This is a genomic window from Streptomyces sp. NPDC044704, assembly GCF_056433525.1.
Genome location: NZ_JBWKGY010000032.1, coordinates 32,655 through 49,834 on the forward strand (window position 1 = coordinate 32,655; position 17,180 = coordinate 49,834).

7 protein-coding genes are annotated in these 17,180 nt (G+C 77.5%); all 7 read left to right on the forward strand.

What is annotated here, in order from left to right; translation table 11 throughout:
- Positions 1-643 precede the first annotated feature (643 nt).
- Genes AC07B0_RS38410 through AC07B0_RS38440 form a run of 7 tightly spaced genes read left to right on the forward strand, consistent with a single transcriptional unit; the run spans position 644 to position 17,105 of the window.
- Positions 644-7,471 carry an SDR family NAD(P)-dependent oxidoreductase gene (locus AC07B0_RS38410; RefSeq protein ID WP_478900326.1) on the forward strand — a complete coding sequence of 2,276 codons (6,828 nt, stop codon included), beginning with the start codon at positions 644-646 and terminating at the stop codon, positions 7,469-7,471.
- Positions 7,461-12,023: a beta-ketoacyl synthase N-terminal-like domain-containing protein gene (locus tag AC07B0_RS38415; RefSeq protein WP_478900328.1), complete on the forward strand. Its 4,563-nt coding sequence runs from the start codon at positions 7,461-7,463 to the stop codon at positions 12,021-12,023. Before AC07B0_RS38410 ends, AC07B0_RS38415 begins: the two co-directional genes overlap by 11 nt.
- Complete coding sequence (locus tag AC07B0_RS38420) at positions 12,013-12,345, forward strand: acyl carrier protein (protein ID WP_478900329.1); 333 nt, start codon at positions 12,013-12,015, stop codon at positions 12,343-12,345. Before AC07B0_RS38415 ends, AC07B0_RS38420 begins: the two co-directional genes overlap by 11 nt.
- Before the next feature lie 5 nt (positions 12,346-12,350).
- Positions 12,351-13,184: an alpha/beta fold hydrolase gene (locus tag AC07B0_RS38425; RefSeq protein ID WP_469384144.1), complete on the forward strand. Its 834-nt coding sequence runs from the start codon at positions 12,351-12,353 to the stop codon at positions 13,182-13,184.
- Positions 13,181-14,353, forward strand: coding sequence for a glycosyltransferase (locus tag AC07B0_RS38430; RefSeq protein WP_356881455.1), 1,173 nt, complete (start codon positions 13,181-13,183; stop codon positions 14,351-14,353). The genes AC07B0_RS38425 and AC07B0_RS38430 overlap by 4 nt, the downstream gene beginning before the upstream one ends.
- Positions 14,350-16,200: a methyltransferase domain-containing protein gene (locus AC07B0_RS38435; protein ID WP_469384147.1), complete on the forward strand. Its 1,851-nt coding sequence runs from the start codon at positions 14,350-14,352 to the stop codon at positions 16,198-16,200. The genes AC07B0_RS38430 and AC07B0_RS38435 overlap by 4 nt, the downstream gene beginning before the upstream one ends.
- Entirely contained in the window at positions 16,197-17,105 is a 909-nt protein-coding gene (locus tag AC07B0_RS38440) for a galactokinase (RefSeq protein ID WP_469384149.1), read from the forward strand. Before AC07B0_RS38435 ends, AC07B0_RS38440 begins: the two co-directional genes overlap by 4 nt.
- Positions 17,106-17,180: the final 75 nt, after the last annotated feature.

Below are 17,180 nucleotides of genomic sequence, written 5' to 3' on the forward strand. Positions count from 1 at the left end.
ACACCTTGTAAGGGGCAGCCGAGTGAACAACGGGCCGACTGTGGAACCCCGCATACCAGGTCTCACGCGAGTCATACCGGCACGGCATGCCCGGTGGCGCGGACCGGTCGCGACCGCCGCCCGGAAGGCATGGCTCCGGTCCGTACAACCGTGCAGGCCGGGGCGCCGGGAGCCGTCCGGGGCTGCGGATTCCGCAGCGATCTCCGCGCGGCCGGAAGCCAATGGACCGTACCTGCGGGGCCGTTGACACTCCACGGCGGTCACCGCACGATGCAACGCGGCACGGCGTTACCGGCGGGTCACCTCTGGCGGGTGTTCCGTCGGTGCGGCCTGAGCGAACCCCCCGCCACCCCCCTGACCTGCCTGGACCCTCGCCGCACCGCCCGTCGCCGACCGTCCGCCGTCAGCACCGTGCGCCCCGTCCGTTCCGCCCGCTCGCGCTGCCGTCCCCCGGCGCGCCGGTCCGGACCGGCGCACGGGCACCGCCCGTTTTCAGCCCCGCCCTTTCTCCGCCCCGTCCGCTTTCCGCCCCGTCCGCTTTCCGCATCGACCGCTCTCGCCCCGCCCGCTCGCCCCGCCCGTCCGGTACCACCTGTCCCGCCCTGCCCGCCCGCCCTGCCCGTTCGGCACGTCAGGAGCGCCTGTGACCCCCCATCCGGCCCGTTCCGCCGTCCGCGACCTCGTCGTCGCGCTCAGCCCCTTCGAGGAGCCCAATCCCAGGATCGTGGTGGCCGCCGAGCGCGCCGGCGCCCTCGGTCTGCTCGACCTCGGCAGAGACGCCTGCCTGGCCCGCCGCGCCCTGGCCGAGGCGACGGGGGCGCTGCGGCAGCCCTACGGCGTACGCGTGCCGGCCGGCTGCCCGGTGTGGCCGGACGAGCTGCCGGCCGAGGTGGACACCGTGCTCCTGGCCGATCCCGCCCAGCAGCCGCGCCCCGCGGCCTGGGCGGCCGGCGGGGCCCGGCGGGTCTGGGCCGAGGTGACCAGCCCGCAGGAGGCGGCCGCCGCCGTGGCGGCCGGGGCGGACGCGGTCGTCGCGAAGGGGCACGAGGCGGGCGGGCGGGTCGGCGAGCTGACGACGTTCGTCCTGCTCCAGCGGCTGCTGGCCGACCCGGACGTGACGGTACCCGTCCTCGCGCAGGGCGGGATCGGCCCGCACACGGCCGCGGCGGCCGTCGCGGGCGGCGCCGCCGGGGTCGTGCTCGACTCCCAGCTCGCCCTCACCACCGAGGGCGAGACCGCGCTCCCCGGGGAGATCACCTCCGCCGTCCGCGCGATGGACGGCAGCGAGACCCTGGTCGTCGCGGGCCACCGGATCTACACGCGCCCCGACCTCGCACCGCCGGACCCCGCGGAGCTCGCCCACCGGCTCGGCGCCCGCTCCCTGCACACCCACGCCCTGCCCCTCGGCCAGGACGGCGCCTTCGCCGCCCGTCTCGCGGCCCGTCACCGCACCACGGGCGGCGTGGTGCAGGCCGTGCGCGAGGCGGTCGCCTCCCATCTGGACGCGGCCGTGGAGAGCGCGCCGCTGCGGCCGCGGGACTCCGCCCCGCACCTGCCCGTGGCCCAGGGCCCGATGACCCGGGTCAGTGATCAGGCCGCGTTCGCCGGGGCCGTCGCCGACGCGGGCGGGGTCCCGTACCTGGCGCTGGCCGTCATGCCCGGCGACGAGGTCCGCCTCCTGCTCGCCGAGACCGCCCGGCTCCTGGGCTCGCGGCCCTGGGGCGTGGGCCTGCTCGGGTTCGCGCCGCCCGAGCTGCGGGCCGAGCAGCTGGCCGCCGTGGCCGCGGTCCGTCCCCCGTACGCGATCATCGCGGGCGGGCAGCCCGCCCAGGCGGCCCCCCTGGAGGCGGCGGGCACCCGGACGTACCTGCACGTCCCCTCCCCCGGGCTGCTGGAGCGCTACCTCGCCGAAGGTGCCCGGAGGTTCGTCTTCGAGGGTCTGGAATGCGGCGGCCACATCGGCCCCCGCGCCTCCTTCACGCTGTGGGAGGAGCAGATCGACCGGCTGCTGGCCCACGACGACGTCCCGGCGCTGGACGTCCTCCTCGCCGGCGGCGTCCACGACGACCGGTCGGCCGCCATGGCCGCCGTCGCCGCGGCTCCGCTCGCCGCACGCGGGGCCCGGATCGGGGTGCTGATGGGCACCGCCTACCTGTTCACCGCGGAGGCGGTCACCGCCGGGGCCGTCCTGCCGGGCTTCCAGGCCGCCGCGCTCGACTGCGAGGCGACGGTCCTCCTGCGGACGGCGCCCGGGCACGCCACCCGGTGCGCGGCGACCGAGTACGCCGACACCTTCGAGGCGGCCCGGCAACGCCTCTCCCAGGACGGGACGAGCCCGCGCGAGGTGTGGGAGGAGCTGGAGCGGCTCAACCTCGGGCGGCTGCGCATCGCCAGCAAGGGCCTGCGGCACGGGAGTCCGGGACCGGTGCCGGTGGGCGAGGAGGAGCAGCGGCGCGACGGCCTCTTCATGCTGGGCCAGGCCGCGACGGCCCGGTCGGCCACCACCACGGTCGCCGCCCTGCACACCCAGGTGACGCAGGGGGCGAGCGCCTTCCTGGAGCGCAGGGCACGGGAGCTGGCCCCGGCCGCTCCGCCCGCGGCGCGGCCGGCCGAGCCGCTGGACATCGCGATCGTCGGCATGGCCTGCGCCTATCCGGGCGCGGGGGACCTGGCCGGCTTCTGGGCGAACGTCGTCGCCGGGCGGGACGCGGTCACCGAGGTCCCGGACGACCGGTGGGATCCGGCGCTCTACTTCGACCCCGACCCGGCGCGGGCCGGGGAGCGCACCCCCTCACGGTGGGGCGGGTTCCTGCCGCCGGTGCCCTTCGACGCGCTCGCCCACGGCATCCCGCCGGCCTCGCTGCCGGGGATCGAACCGGTGCAGCTGCTCGCCCTGGAGATCGCCGGCCGCGCCCTGGCGGACGCCGGGTACGGGGGCGGCCGCGCGTACGACCGCTCGCGGACCTCGGTGGTCTTCGGTGCGGAGGCGGGCACGGACCTGGCGGGCGCCTACGGGTTCCGCGCCCTGTACCCCGGCTACCTGGGGGAACTGCCACCGGAACTGGACGCCCGGCTGCCGAAGCTCACGGAGGACTCCTTCCCGGGCGTCCTGGCCAATGTGATCGCCGGCCGGATCGCCAACCGGCTCGACCTCGGCGGCGCGAACTGCACGGTCGACGCGGCCTGCGCCTCGTCGCTGGCCGCCCTGGACCTGGCCTGCCGCCAACTGCGCTCCGGTGACAGCGACATGGTGCTGTGCGGCGGTGCCGACGTGCACAACGGCATCAACGACTACCTGATGTTCGCCTCCGTGCGGGCCCTGTCCCCCACCGGCCGCTGCCGCCCCTTCGCCGCGGACGCGGACGGGATCGCGCTCGGCGAGGGGGTCGCCGCGGTGGTGCTCAAGCGGCTGGAGGACGCCCAGCGCGACGGCGACCGGGTGTACGCGGTCGTCAAGGCCGTCGGCGCGTCCAGCGACGGGCGCTCCCTCGGGCTCACCGCTCCCCGCCCCGACGGACAGCGGCGCGCCCTGGAACGGGCTTACGAACGGGCGGGCGTCTCACCGGCCGAGGTGGGCCTGGTCGAGGCGCACGGCACCGGCACCGTGGTCGGCGACGGAACGGAACTCGCCGTGCTGACGGCGCTGTTCGGTGGTTCCGGGAATGCCGGGTGTGCGCTGGGCTCCGTCAAGTCCCAGATCGGCCACACCAAGTGCGCGGCCGGACTGGCCGGGCTGATCAAGGCGGCCCGGGCGGTCCACGCCGGGGTGCGGCCGCCGACGCTGCACCTGGAGCGGCCGCACCCCGACTGGCGGGCGGAGGAGGGCCCGTTCTTCTTCGACGCCGAGGCCCGGCCGTGGGCCGCGCCCGCCCGGCGGCGGATCGCGGGTGTGAGCGCCTTCGGCTTCGGCGGTACGAACTACCACGCCGTGCTGGCGGGTTCCGAGGACGAGCCCCCGCACGGGCTGGACGCCTGGCCCGCCGAGCTGTTCTGCTTCCGCGGCGCCGACCACCGGGCGGCGGGGCGGGCGATGGACCGGCTGGCGGCCCGGCTGGCGGAGAACGACGCCGCGGGACGGCCCTGGCCGCTGCGCGACCTGGCCGCCGAGACCGCCGCGTCGGCGTCCGGTCCCGTGCAGGTCTCGGTCGTCGCCGACGGCCTGGACGACCTCGCCGCCAAGCTGGAGCGCGCCCGCGGCCTGACCCCGGGCGAGGGGGTCCGCGTACGGGCGCCGGAGGCGGATCCCGGGCAGGTGGCGTTCCTCTTCCCCGGGCAGGGCAGCCAGCGGCCGGGCATGCTCGGAGACCTGTACGTCGCCTTCCCCCGGCTGCGCGCCCTGCTGGACGGGGCGCCGGCGCAGGTGGTGGCGGCGATGTTCCCGCCGACCGCCTTCACCCCGGAGGAACGCTCGCGGCAGCGGGACGCGGTCACCGACACCCGCGTCGCCCAGCCCGCGCTGGGTCTGGCGGGCGCGGCCGCGCACCTGCTGCTCGGCTCGCTCGGCGTCCGGCCCGACTGCACGGCCGGGCACTCGTACGGGGAACTGACCGCGCTGTGGGCCGCGGGCTCCCTGGACACCGCGGCGCTGCTGCGGCTGAGCGGCCGCCGGGCCTCGGCCATCCTGGAGGCCGCCGGAGCCGATCCCGGGACGATGGCCGCGGTGACGGCCGCCCCCGAACAGGTCCGGGAGATCGCGGCGCGGTCCGGATGTGTCGTCGCGAACCACAACGCGCCGTCCCAGTGCGTGATCTCCGGTCCGACGGCGGGCGTCGAGGCCGCCCTGGCCGCACTGCGCGCCGCCGGGCTGCGCGGCGAACGCATCCCGGTGGCCTGCGCGTTCCACAGCGGGGTCGTCGCGGGAGCCGTGGACGCCCTCGCCGCCGAGCTGGCCGGGACGGCGGTGGCGGAGCCCGCCGTCCCGGTCTGGTCCACCGCCACGGCCCGCCCGTACCCGGCGGATCCGACGGAGGTCCGGGACGTGCTCGCCCGGCAGGTGGCCGAGCCCGTGCGGTTCGTGGACCAGGTCGAGGCCATGTACGCGGCCGGGGTGAGGACGTTCGTCGAGGCCGGGCCCGGCCGGGTGCTGACGGGCCTGGTCGCCAGGATCCTGGGCGACCGGCCGCACACGGCCGTCGCCGTCGACGTACCCGGTGAACCGGGCCTGCGCCGGCTGCTGACCGCGCTCGTGGAACTGGCGGCGGCGGGGGTGCCCGTCGATCCGGAGGTCCTCTTCAAGGGGCGGACCGCGCTGCTGCCCGAGCGGGCGCCCCGCAGGCCCGGCTGGCTGGTCGACGGCCATCTGGTGCGCACCGCGGACGGCTCGCCCGTGGCGGGCGGGCTCCTTCCGGCCCGGCGCGTGGCGCTGCCGCGGCCGGCGGCCGCGGTGGACCGCCGTGAGGAGACCGTACTGGAGTACCTGCGCGGGGCGCGGGAGCTGGTGGCGGCCCAACGCGAGGTCCTGCTGGGCTACTTGGGCGCGGAGGCGCCCGCCTCGCCGCTGCCCGTCTCGCCGCTGCCTGCGCCGCCGGGGCCGGCGGCGGTGGAAGAGGAGCGGGCCCCTGCCCGGCCCGCGGAGGTTCCCGCCGCCCGGGGTCCGCTCACGCCGCACGAGGTCATGGACGCCGTCCTGGAGATCGTCCACACCCGCACCGGCTATCCGCGCGACATGCTGGACCCCGATCTCGACCTGGAGGCGGACCTGTCGGTCGACTCCATCAAGCGCGTGGAGATCGTCGGGGCCCTGGCCGACCGCATCGGCCTGCCCCGGCAGCTCGACGGCGCCGCGGAGTCGGCGGTGGAGGAGCTGTCCCGGATCAAGACGATCCGCGGGATCGTCGACTGGATCGCCGCCCGGGAGCCGGCGGCACCGGCCGCGACCCCGGCCGGTGGGGGTGCGGTCGAGGACCCGGTCCGGGCCGCCGCCGCGGAGCCGCGGCCCGGCGGGGCCCTCGTACGCCGTCCGGTCCGGCTCCGCGTCGAGACCGGCCCGGCCGGGCCACCCCGCGCGGGCGACCCCGGGGAGGCACTGGCCGGGCGGAGCTTCGCCCTGGTGGAGGACGGGCTCGGGGTGGGCTCCGTACTCGCCGCGCTCCTGGAGTCCCACGGGGCCCGGGTGCGCACGCTCCCGGCCGAAACTCCGGCGGACACCGAGGGCGTGGACGGCCTCGTCGACCTGAGCGCCCTGCGTCCCGGCCCGGACCCCGCCCTGCCCGAGGCCTTCGCGAGGCTGCGCGGGGCGCTGCTCGGCGGGGTGCGGTGGCTCGTGGTCGTCACCGCCGGGGGCGGGACCTTCGGCCACGGCCCGGCGGCGCCCGACCCGGTGCCGGGTCTCGGGCTGCGCGGGTTCGCCCGCAGCGCCGCACTCGAATGCCCCGGAGTCCTCGTACGGGCCGTGGACATCGACCCCAAGGACCGTCCGGAACGCATCGCCGCCCACCTGCTCGCGGAACTGTGCGCCCCGGCCGAGCCGGTGGCCGTCGGGTACACCAACGGCACCCGTACCGTCCTGCGCACCGTGCCCGCGCCGCTCCCGGACACCGCGCCGGTACGGCTGCCGCTGGACTCCGGCAGCGTGGTCCTGCTCACCGGCGGGGCCCGCGGCATCACCGCCCGCGTCGCCCTGGCCCTGGCCCGCGCCACGGGCTGCCACGTCGAACTGATCGGCCGCACTCCCCCGCCCGGGGCCGAGGATCCCGCCCTCGCCTCGGCGCACGACCGGGTGGCCCTGCGCGCCGCGCTGATCACCGGGGGCCTGCGCACCCCGGCCGAGATCGAGGCGGTCGCCTCCGCGACCCTGGCCGCCCGGGAGGTGCGCGAGACCCTGCGCGCCCTCGGCGGCGCGGCGGCGTCGGTCCGCTACCACTGCGCGGACGTCACCGACGAGGCCGCCGTCCGCGCGGTCGTCGCCGGAGTACGGGCCCGCCACGGCAGGCTCGACGGGATCGTGCACGGCGCGGGCCTGCTCCGGGACTCGCTCCTGCGCGACAAGGACCCGGCGTCCTTCGCCGAGGTCTTCGCCACCAAGGTGGACGGGGCCCGGCACCTCGCCGCCGCCGTCGCCGACGAGGGCGCGCCGGCGGCGCCCGCCCCGGCGTTCCTGGCCCTCTTCGGCAGCGTCGCCGGCGTGTACGGCAACCGCGGCCAGGTCGACTACGCGGCCGCCAACGACGCCCTCGACACGCTGGCCCACGTCTGGGCCGCGGCCTCCCCCGGCCGGGTCCTCGCCGTCGACTGGGGCCCGTGGGCCGCGGAGGCGGGCGGCATGGTCACCCCGGAGCTGGAGCGGGCGTACGCGCGACGGGGCATCGCGCTCATCGCGCCGGACGCGGGCGTGGAGGCCTTCCTGGCGGAACTGGCCCACGGCACGGATCCGCAGGTCGTCCTCATGGCGGACGGTCCGCAGGATCCGGGCGGCACGGAGGATCCGGGCGGCACGGACGCGACGGACCCGGAGGCCCGCCATGGCCGCTGACCCGCGTCCCTCCGATGCCGCGATCGTCGGCATGGGCGCCGTGTTCCCCGGCGCCGGCGACCTCGCCGCCTACCGGCACAACCTGTTCACCGGTGTCGACGCCATCACCGAGGTACCGCCGGGGCGTTGGGACCCGCAGGTGTACTACGCCCCCGAGGGGCCGTCCGGCAGTGACCGCTTCTACTGCCGGCGGGGCGGCTTCGTCGACGACCTCGCCGCCTTCGACCCCACCCGCTTCGGCATCATGCCCGCCGCCGTGGCCGGGGCCGAGCCCGACCAGCTGCTGGCTCTACACGCGACGGCCGAGGCCATCGCCGACGCGGGCGGCGAGGACCGGCTGCCCGCCGACCGGGCCCGGATCGGCGTGGTGCTGGGCCGGGGCGGCTTCATGGGCGTGGCGACCGCCCGGCTCGACCAACGGGTCCGCACGGCCCACCAGTTGAGCGCGACGCTGCGCGAGCTGGCGCCGGAGCTGAGCGACGGCCGGATCGCCGGGATCCGGCAGGCGTTCCAGAGCGCCCTGGGCCCGGAGCAGCCGGAGGCGTCGATCGGTCTGGTGCCGAGCTTCACGGCGGCCCGGACCGCCAACCGGCTCGATTTCCGGGGCCCCGCCTACACCCTGGACGCGGCGTGCGCCTCCTCGCTGCTGGCCGTGGACCAGGCGGTGTCGCTGCTGGCCGCCGACCGCTGCGACCTGGTCGTGGCGGGCGCCGTCCACCACTGCCACATCGCCACGCTCTGGAGCGTGTTCACCCAGCTGGGCGCGCTCAGCCCCAGCGAGCGCATCCGACCCTTCGACCGGCGGGCCGACGGCACGCTGCTGTCCGAGGGGACCGGCGTGGTCCTGCTCAAGCGGCTCGCGGACGCGCAGCGGGACGGTGACCGGGTGTACGCGGTGATCCGCGGGGTCGGCGTCGCGGGTGACGGCCGCGCGGCGAGCCTGATGAGCCCGCTCGTGGACGGGCAGGTCCAGGCGCTGGAGCGGGCCTGGACGATGGCGGGCCTCGACCCGAAGGCACCCGGGTCGATCGGTCTGCTGGAGGCGCACGGCACCGGCACCCCGGTCGGCGACGAGGCCGAACTGACCACCCTGGCCCGGGTGTTCGGCCCGCCCCGGAGCGGCGGCGGGACGGCCGCCGGTTCCGTCGCGCTGGGCTCCGTCAAGTCCATGCTCGGGCACACCATGCAGGCCTCCGGCATGGCCGGGCTGATCAAGGCGGCGCTCGCCGTGCACGAGGGGGTGCTGCCGCCGACCCTCCACCTCGACGATCCGCACGAGGCCCTGGCCCGGACCCGGATGCGCCCGGCCCGTACGGCCGAACCCTGGGAGCCGGGCCGGGAGCCGCGCCGGGCGGCGGTGAACGCCTTCGGGTTCGGGGGCATCAACGCCCACGTCATCCTGGAGGAGGCCCCCCGGTCCCGCACGGCCGCCCGGCCTCCCGTACGCCGCTTCCTCCCGCTGCCGGCCGCGGGCACCACGGCCGGCCCCCGCGGGTCTGCAACGCCCGCGTCCGTACTCCTCCTCACTGCGGAGACCCCCGAAGCCCTGGCCCGGCTCCTGGCCTCCCCGGAACCCGGGGCGGGGGCCGCCGGCTCCGAGCACGGCGGACCGTACCGGCTGGCGGTCGCCGGGCCGACCCCGGAGCGCCTGGCCCTGGCCGCGAAGGTGCTCGCGCGGGGCCGCCCCTGGCGCGGCCGGGGCGGCGTGTGGTTCACGCCCCGGCCGTTGCTCGGCCCGTACGCCGCCGAGCCGGGCGGCCGGCTCGCCCTGCTCTTCCCGGGCCTGGAACCGGAGTTCGCACCCGCCCTGGAGGAGGTCGGCGCCCGCCTGGGCGTGGCCGCGCCCGCGCTGACCGGCGGCACGGAGCTCGTCGAGCGCGCCCTCGACGCCCTCGCCACGGGCCGCTTCTTCGCCCGGGTCCTGGCCGAACTGGACGTCCGGCCGGACCTGTTGGCGGGGCACAGCCTCGGCGAGTGGGCCGCGATGGTGGCCGCCGGCATGTACCCGCAAGACGCGGTCGACACCTTCCTCGGCTCGCTGCGGCCCGGATCTCTCGCCGTCCCGGACCTCGTGTACGCGGCCCTCGGCTGCGGCGCGCCCCAGGCGGCCGCCGCCCTGCACGGCCTGGAGGGCGTGGCCGTCAGCCACGACAACTGCCCGCACCAGTCGGTGGTCTGCGGGCCGCCGGAGCAGATCGCGTCGGTGCTCGGCCGGCTCGCGGCCGAGGGCGTACTGGGCCAGGAGCTGCCGTTCCGGTCCGGTTTCCACACCCCCATGTGGGAGCCGTACCTCGGCCAGGTGCGGGCCGCGTTCGCGCGGCTGCCGCTCCAGCCGGCCGGGCTGCCCGTGTGGTCGGCCACCACGGCCGCCCCGTACCCGTCCGATCCGGACGCGGTCCGGGAGCTGGTGGTCCGGCACCTGCTGGAGCCGGTGGACTTCCGCTCCCTGACCCTGCGGCTGCACGCGGCGGGCGTACGGGCCTTCGTGTCGGCGGGCCCGGGCAGCCTCACGGGTTTCGTGGAGGACACCCTGCGCGGTACGGAGCACCTCGCGGTCGCCGCCTCCAGCCCGCGCCGTCCGGGCCCGGACGCCCTGCGCCACCTGGCCGCGGCGCTGTGGACCGAGGGTCTGCAACCCCGCTGGGATCGGCTCCTCGACCGGCCCGCGCCGGAGCGCGTCGGGCATCCGGTGCTGCTCGACCTCGGCTCCCCGCTGGTGCGCCTCAACGGCGCCGCCCGGCCCCTGCGGGAGGCCGGACCCCTCGCCGGCCCGCGGCGCGGCCCGGCCGGCCCGCGCCGGCCCGTGCTCCTGTCCGCTCTGGACGCCGTCCTCGACGAGGCGGAGGCCGCGGCCCACGCCGTCACCGAAGCCCTGGCCGGGGCGGGAACGACGGCCGCCGCGGCCCCTCGTACCGGCACCGGCAGCGGCACCGCCGGAGCGGGGCCGGCGGCCACCCCGGCCGGGGCACCGGCCGGCGCGGCGCGCGCGTACAGCCGCCGCCTCTCCCTCGACGCCCTGCCCTCCGTCCGCGACCACTGCGTCTACCTCCAGCCCGAGGGCTGGCCGGAGAACTCCGACCGCTTCCCCGTCGTCCCGATGACGACCATGCTGGAACTGGCCGCCGAGGCCGCCCTCGCCACCCGTCCGGGGCAGCTCGTCACCGGCTTCGACGACATGCGCGCCCTGCGCTGGCTGCCGGTCGCGCCCGCCGTGGACGTCGAGTTCACCACCCGCCCGGAGGGAGACGGCCGCGTCCGGGTGACCATCGGCGACTGCGCGTCCGTCGTCGTCCGCCTCGGGTCCGGCCACGGTGCGCCGCCCCCGCCCGATCCGGCCCCGCTCACCGCCGAACGCCCGGCGCCGGTCTCCGCCGGGGCGCTCTACCGGGACCGCTGGATGTTCCACGGCCCCCGCTTCGCCGGGGTCCACGAGGTCACCGCCGTCGCCGACGACGGCATCCGCGGAGTGCTCCGGGCCCTTCCCGCGCCCGGTGCGCTGCTCGACGCCGCCGGGCAGCTCCTCGGCCACTGGATGCAGCTGCGCCTGGACTCCGACAAGCTCGTGTTCCCCGCCGTGCTCGCCCGGATCCGTCTGTACGGACCCCCGCCCGCGCCCGGCACCCTCCTCGGCGCGACGGCCCGCGTCCGCGAGGTGGCACCGACCTCCGTACGCGGGGACGTGGAGCTCCGCACCCCCGACGGCGCGGTCTGGGCCCGGCTGGAGGACTGGACGTACCGGCGCTTCGCCGCCGACGAGCGGGTGTGGCCGATGAAGTTCACCCCGGAGGTGTCCGGGATCGGCGAGCCGCAGCCCGGCGGCTGGTGCGTGGCCGTGCGCCGCTGGAACGATCCCGCGTCCCAGGAGCTGGTCATGCGCCGCTACCTCGGCGCCGCCGAGCGCGAGGCGTACGAGCGGCTCTCGCCTCGCGCCCGCGCCCCGTGGCTGCTGGGCCGGATCGCCGCGAAGGACGCCCTGCGACAGCTGTTGTGGGACCGGGGGGCCGGCCCGGTCTTCCCGGCGGAGGTCACCGTCACCGCCGACGGTGCGGGCCGGCCGGTCCCCGGGGGCCTGGCCGCCGGCCTGCACCTGAGCCTGGCCCACAAGGACCGGATCGCCGTCGCGGTCGCGCATCCCGACGCCCCCGTGGGCATCGACGTGGAGCCGGTCGCCGAGGACCCCGGCGCGCTGATCCGCGTCGCGCTCACCCCGGACGAGCACCGCCTCGCCGAGCGCCTCGCGGCCCGGGACGGGACCGGCCTCGCGGCCGCCGTCACCACCCTCTGGTGCGCCAAGGAGGCCGCCGCGAAGGCGGAGGGCACGGGTCTGGGCGGCCGGCTCGTGCGCTGGCGGGTGACCGAGTACCCGGCGGACGGGCTCCGGGTCCTGTCCCCCGCCGGCCGCACCCACCACGTACGGACCACGACGCACGCGGGACACCTGGTCGCCCGGACCGTCCCGGCCGCTGCGGCCCCACGCTCCGCCCCCTCATCCGCACCGGAATCCGCCCCCGCAGTCCTTCCGACCCCGACGGAGAACAGCCATGGCATCTGACATCCTCGCCGAGATCACCGGCATGCTCGTCCGGATCGTCGGCGACGAGTTCCTCCTGGCCGACGAGGTCACCATGAAGACCACGTTCAACGAGGACCTGGCGCTGGAGAGCATCGAGTTCGTCGCCCTCGCCGAGCTGCTGCACGAGCGCTACGGATCCCGCGTCGACCTGATGGGCTTCCTCGCGGAGAAGGACATGGAGGCGATCCTCGCGATGTCGGTCGGCGAACTCGTCGACCACATCGCGCGGGTCGCCCACAGCTCCCTCGCCGCCCTCCCGGTCCGCCCGGTCCGTCCGGTCCGTCCGGTCACGACGGCCTGACCGCCATGGCCGAGATCCTCGCCAACGCGCTGCGCTTCCACGTCCAGCGGCTTCCCGCATCCGAAGTCCCGGCGCCGGAGGGCACGTCGGGTGGCCGTGCCACCCCCGTCGTCTTCCTGCACGGCCTCGTCGTCGACAACCTCTCCAGCTTCTACTGCCCCCTGGCCGTGCCGCTGGCGCGGGCGGGGCACGAGGTGGTCCTCTACGACCTGCGCGGCCACGGCCTGAGCGAGCGCCCGCCCTCGGGGTACGACAGCCGCACCGCCGTCCGGGACCTGTTCGCCCTGCTGTCCGCGCTCGGGCTCGACTCCCGGCCGGTCCACCTGGTCGGCAACAGTTACGGCGGCACGCTCGCCCTGCACGCCGCCCTCGCCCGGCCCGGTCTCGTCGCGGGCCTGACCCTCCTCGAACCGCCGCTCAGCGGCCCCTGGGTGGAGAACATGGTCGACACCCTGTCCGTCGCCGCGCTCAGCCTGGAGGACAGCGAGGTCCCCGCCGAGCTGGCCTCGCTGCGGCTGCGGAAGGCGGCGAAGCTGACCGCCATCGCCGACGCGCTGCTCAACGGCACCACCCTCATCGACGACGTCGCGGCCGGCCGCACCTTCACGCCCGCCGACTACCGGGCGGTCGACTGCCCGGTCCTGGTCGTCTGCGGGGAACACTCCGAACTGGTCCCGGGCGCCCGGGAACTGGTACGGCACGCCCCGCGCGGCGCGCTGCGGATCCTGCCCGGGCTCGGCCACGACGTGCTCAAGGAGGCGAGCGGGGTGCTCCGCGAGGCGGTGCTGGCGCACGCGGCGGCCGTCCGCCGGGCCCGGGCGGGAGCGCTGATCACATGAGGTTCCTGTTCGTCGTGCCCCCGCTCGCCGGCCACGTCAATCCGACGGTCGCCGTCGCCGCGGAACTCGCCGCCCGCGGCCACGAGACCGCCTGGACGGGCCCCGCCGAAGTGCTGACCGGGCTGCTGCCCGCGCACGCCCGGCTGTTCCCCGCCGGCGACGCCGCCGGACCGGGATCCGGCGGGTACGCCGCACTGCACGGGCGGTGGCGGGACCTGCGGGGCGTCGCCGCGCTGCGGTTCCTGTGGGAGGAGGCGCTGGTGCCGCTGGCCCGGGCGATGGTGCCGGGCGTCGAGCGTGCCGTCGCGGCCTTCGCCCCGGACGTGGTGGTCGCCGACCAGCAGGCGCTGGCCGGGGCCGTGGTCGCCCGGCGGCTCGGTATCCCGTGGGCGACCTCGGCGAGCACCTCGGCCGAGTTCACGCGGCCGTTCGCCGGGTTCCCCAAGGTCGGGGAGTGGGTGGCGGAGCAGCTGGCCGGGCTGCTCGCCTCGTGCGGGGCGCCGCCCGGCTGGGACCCCCGGTTCTCGGACCGGCTGGTGCTGGTGTTCTCCACGCCGGAGCTCATCGGCGGCGCCGGATCCTTCCCCGGGCACTACGCCTGTGTGGGGCCCGCCTTCGGGGCCCGCCCGCCGGGTACGGACTTCCCGTGGCAGCGGCTCGACCCCGACCGGCGCCGGGTGCTGGTCTCGCTGGGCACCCTCAACCAGGAGGCGGGCTCCCGGTTCTACGCCGCGGTCCTGGCCGCCGGGGAACTCCTCGCCGACCGGGTGCAGTTGGTCGTGGCCGCGCCCCGGCACCTGACCGGCCCCGGGCCGGCGCACGCCCTGCTCCGGGAGACCGTGCCGCAGCTGCGGCTGCTGCCCCACCTCGACGCGGTCGTCAGCCACGGCGGCCACAACACGGTCTGTGAGGCGCTCGCCCACGGCCTCCCGCTGGTCGTGGCCCCGATCCGGGACGACCAGCCGATCGTCGCGCAGCAGGTCGCCGATGCCGGGGCGGGGGTCCGGGTGCGGTTCGGCCGGGCCCGGCCGGCCGACCTGTGCGACGCGCTCACCGCCGTACTGGAGGACTTCGGCCCGCACCGTCGTGCGGCCCGGCGGATCCAGGCGTCCTTCGCCGCCGCGGGCGGCGCCGCCACCGCGGCCGACAGGTTGGAGAAGCTGTCATGAGCCCATGGGTTTCCCTCGTGATCGCCGCGGCACTCGGCGCGGGAACGGTACGGGCCCGCAGCCGCCTGCACGCGTTGCCGGTCCTGCGCTCCGCCGACGGGCGGACCTCCGCGGAAGACCCGGACGGACGGCCCTCCCCGGGGCCGCGCCGGCGGCTGCTCACCGCGCGGGGCGTCGTGGTGGAGCCCGGGGTCCTCGCTGCGGCCGGCGCCCACGCCGACCGGGAGGGTCTCGACGTACTGGAACTGCTGCCGCAGGACCTGGCCGCCGAGGACGCCCTCGGGCTGCTGCGGCTGGTCGACCCGGCCGGGTACCGGCAGGACCGGCTGGCCGCCGGGCGCGGCGCGGGGTACGCCGTGCTCGTCTCCGGGGACGTGCTGGCGCGGGCCGGGGTGGATCCGGACCGGCCCCGGAACCGGGTGGAACTCCTCGAACTGACCCGCCGTTTGAAGGAGTACGCCACCGCCTCCACCGACCTGGCCGTCGCCCCCGGCCTGAGTTCCCACCCGGCGCCCTCCGGCGGGGGGAACCGCGCTGCCGAGCTGCGGGCCCAGGGCCTGCCGCCGGGGCTGCTGTCGGCGCTCCAGCTGGCCGGCCTCGCCCTGCTGGCGGCGGCAGCCGTGCGGGACGGCCGCTGGGGTGTGGCCGCGGCCGGCCTGTACTGGCTGCAGCCGCTGCTCGTACTGGGCACCGGCGGCCCGCTGCGGCCCGCGGACCTGGCGCGTGCGAGCGCGGCCCGGCCGCTGCGGTCGCTGCGCGCCGCCGTGCGCACGGCAGCCGGGGCCCGGTCCCGGCCGCCGGCCGGTGAGCGGGAGCGCACGGCGGAGTACGCCGCCGAACTGGCGGGCGGCACCGCCCGGTTCTTCGAGCCGCGGCGCGCCGACTGCCCGTGGTGCGGTGCGCCCGGGCCGGTGGTGCGGGTGCGGATGCCGGACCTCCTCCAGGGCAAGCCGGGGCGTTTCACCCTGGAGGAGTGCCGGTCCTGCGGGCACGTCTTCCAGAACCCGCGGCTGACGGTGGAGGGGCTGGACTTCTACTACCGCGACTTCTACGACGGCCGGGGCGGCGAGGGGGCCGGGGTGGTGTTCGGCCGGCTCGGCGCCCACTACCGGGCGCGGGCCGCGATGCTCGCCCCGTACGCCACCCCCGCCTCCTGGCTCGACGTCGGCACCGGTCACGGGCACTTCTGCGACGTGGCCCGTGACGTGTGGCCCGACACCCGCTTCGACGGGCTCGACATGGGCGACGGGATCCAGGACGCCGAACGGCGCGGCTGGGTCGCCACCGGCTACCAGGGCCAGTTCCCCGACCTCGCCGACAAGCTGGCCGGCCAGTACGAGGCCGTCAGCATGTACCACTACCTGGAGCACACCCGGGACCCGTTCGCGGAGCTCGACGCGGCCGCGCGGGTCCTGGTGCCGGGCGGGCACCTGCTGATCGAACTGCCCGATCCGGAGTCGCGGATGGCCCGCCTGCTGGGCGCGCACTGGCTGCCGTGGTTCCAGCCGCAGCACCAGCACCTGATCCCGGTGGGCAACCTCCGCGCGGCACTGGCCGGGCGCGGGTTCACCGTACTGGCCGAGGAGCACGGGGCGGCCCATCAGCACAACGACTTCGTGGGAGCCGTGGCCCTCGTGACGAACCGGCTCGCCCCCGACCCCGCGAGTCCGTGGGCCGATCCGGCCCTGGCCCGCCCCGGGCGGCGCGCGGCCCGGCTGGCGGTACGCGCGGCCGCGCTGCCGTGCCTGGCGGCGGCCGGGGTGCTGGACGCCGTCCGCAGTGCCGCGGCCCGCCGCACGGACGGCGGGAACGCGTACCGGCTGCTGGCCCGCAAGGAGGCGCGGTGAACGCCCCGGCCACGGAGGGGGCCCCGCTGCCGCTGTCCCACCGGGCGACCGCCGACCCGCTGTTCCGGCTGGTCGCCCACGCGCTGGAGACCGCGCACGGGCGGCCCCCGGCGGCGGTGTGGAGCGCGCCGCACGCCTTCCACCTCGGCTCGCCGGGTCTGGTGGCGGCGGCCGGCTGGCCGGTGGCGGCCGCGGCGGCCCCGCGCGAGGACGGCACGGTGCGGCTGAGTTCGCTCGGTCATCCCGCGCAGAGCTGCGACCTGCCGCTGACCGGCCCCTTCCCGGACACCCCGGAGTGGGCGGCCCGCCCGTACGCCCTGCTCCGGGCCCTCGCCGGAGCCGGTTACGGCCGCTCCGGCACCGACCTGCACGTCCAGGGCACCCTCACCGAGGCCGCCGGGCTCAGCCTCACGGAACCGCTCGACTGCGCGGTCGCGCTCGCGGTGGCCGACGTACACACCCCGGAGGGCGGGGCGCGGCCTTCGCGGGAGCGGCTCGCCGCGCTGGTCCGGGAGGTGGCCCCGGGGGACGACGACGCCCTCCGCGACGCGGTGCTGTTCGCGCGGCCCGGTACCGCCCTGCACGCCGGGCCCGGCGGGGTGCGGCGGAGCGTGCCCTTCGACCCGCCCGCCTCCGGGGCGTGCCTGGTGCTCATGGCCGTACGGGGCTCCGCGCGGGAGCGCGCCGACGGCCTGGCGCGGGCGGTGGAGTGCGCGCGGCGGGCGGGCGCGCTCAGTGCCTGGCCGCCGGGTGGCCGGCCGGGCCGCAGCGTCCTGGTGCTGCTGCCCCGGGACCGGCTGACGGCGGTCCGCGCGGCGGTCGCGGACGCGTTCCGCGACCGGGGCCTGCCCGTGCCGCGGTTCGTGAACGTGGCCGTGGCCGGAGCGGCCCGCCGGGAGGAATGACCGGGGCCCGGCACCCCCGGGCCCCCGCACCCCCTGACCCCCACACCCCAGACCTCCGCACCGCGACACCCCGAG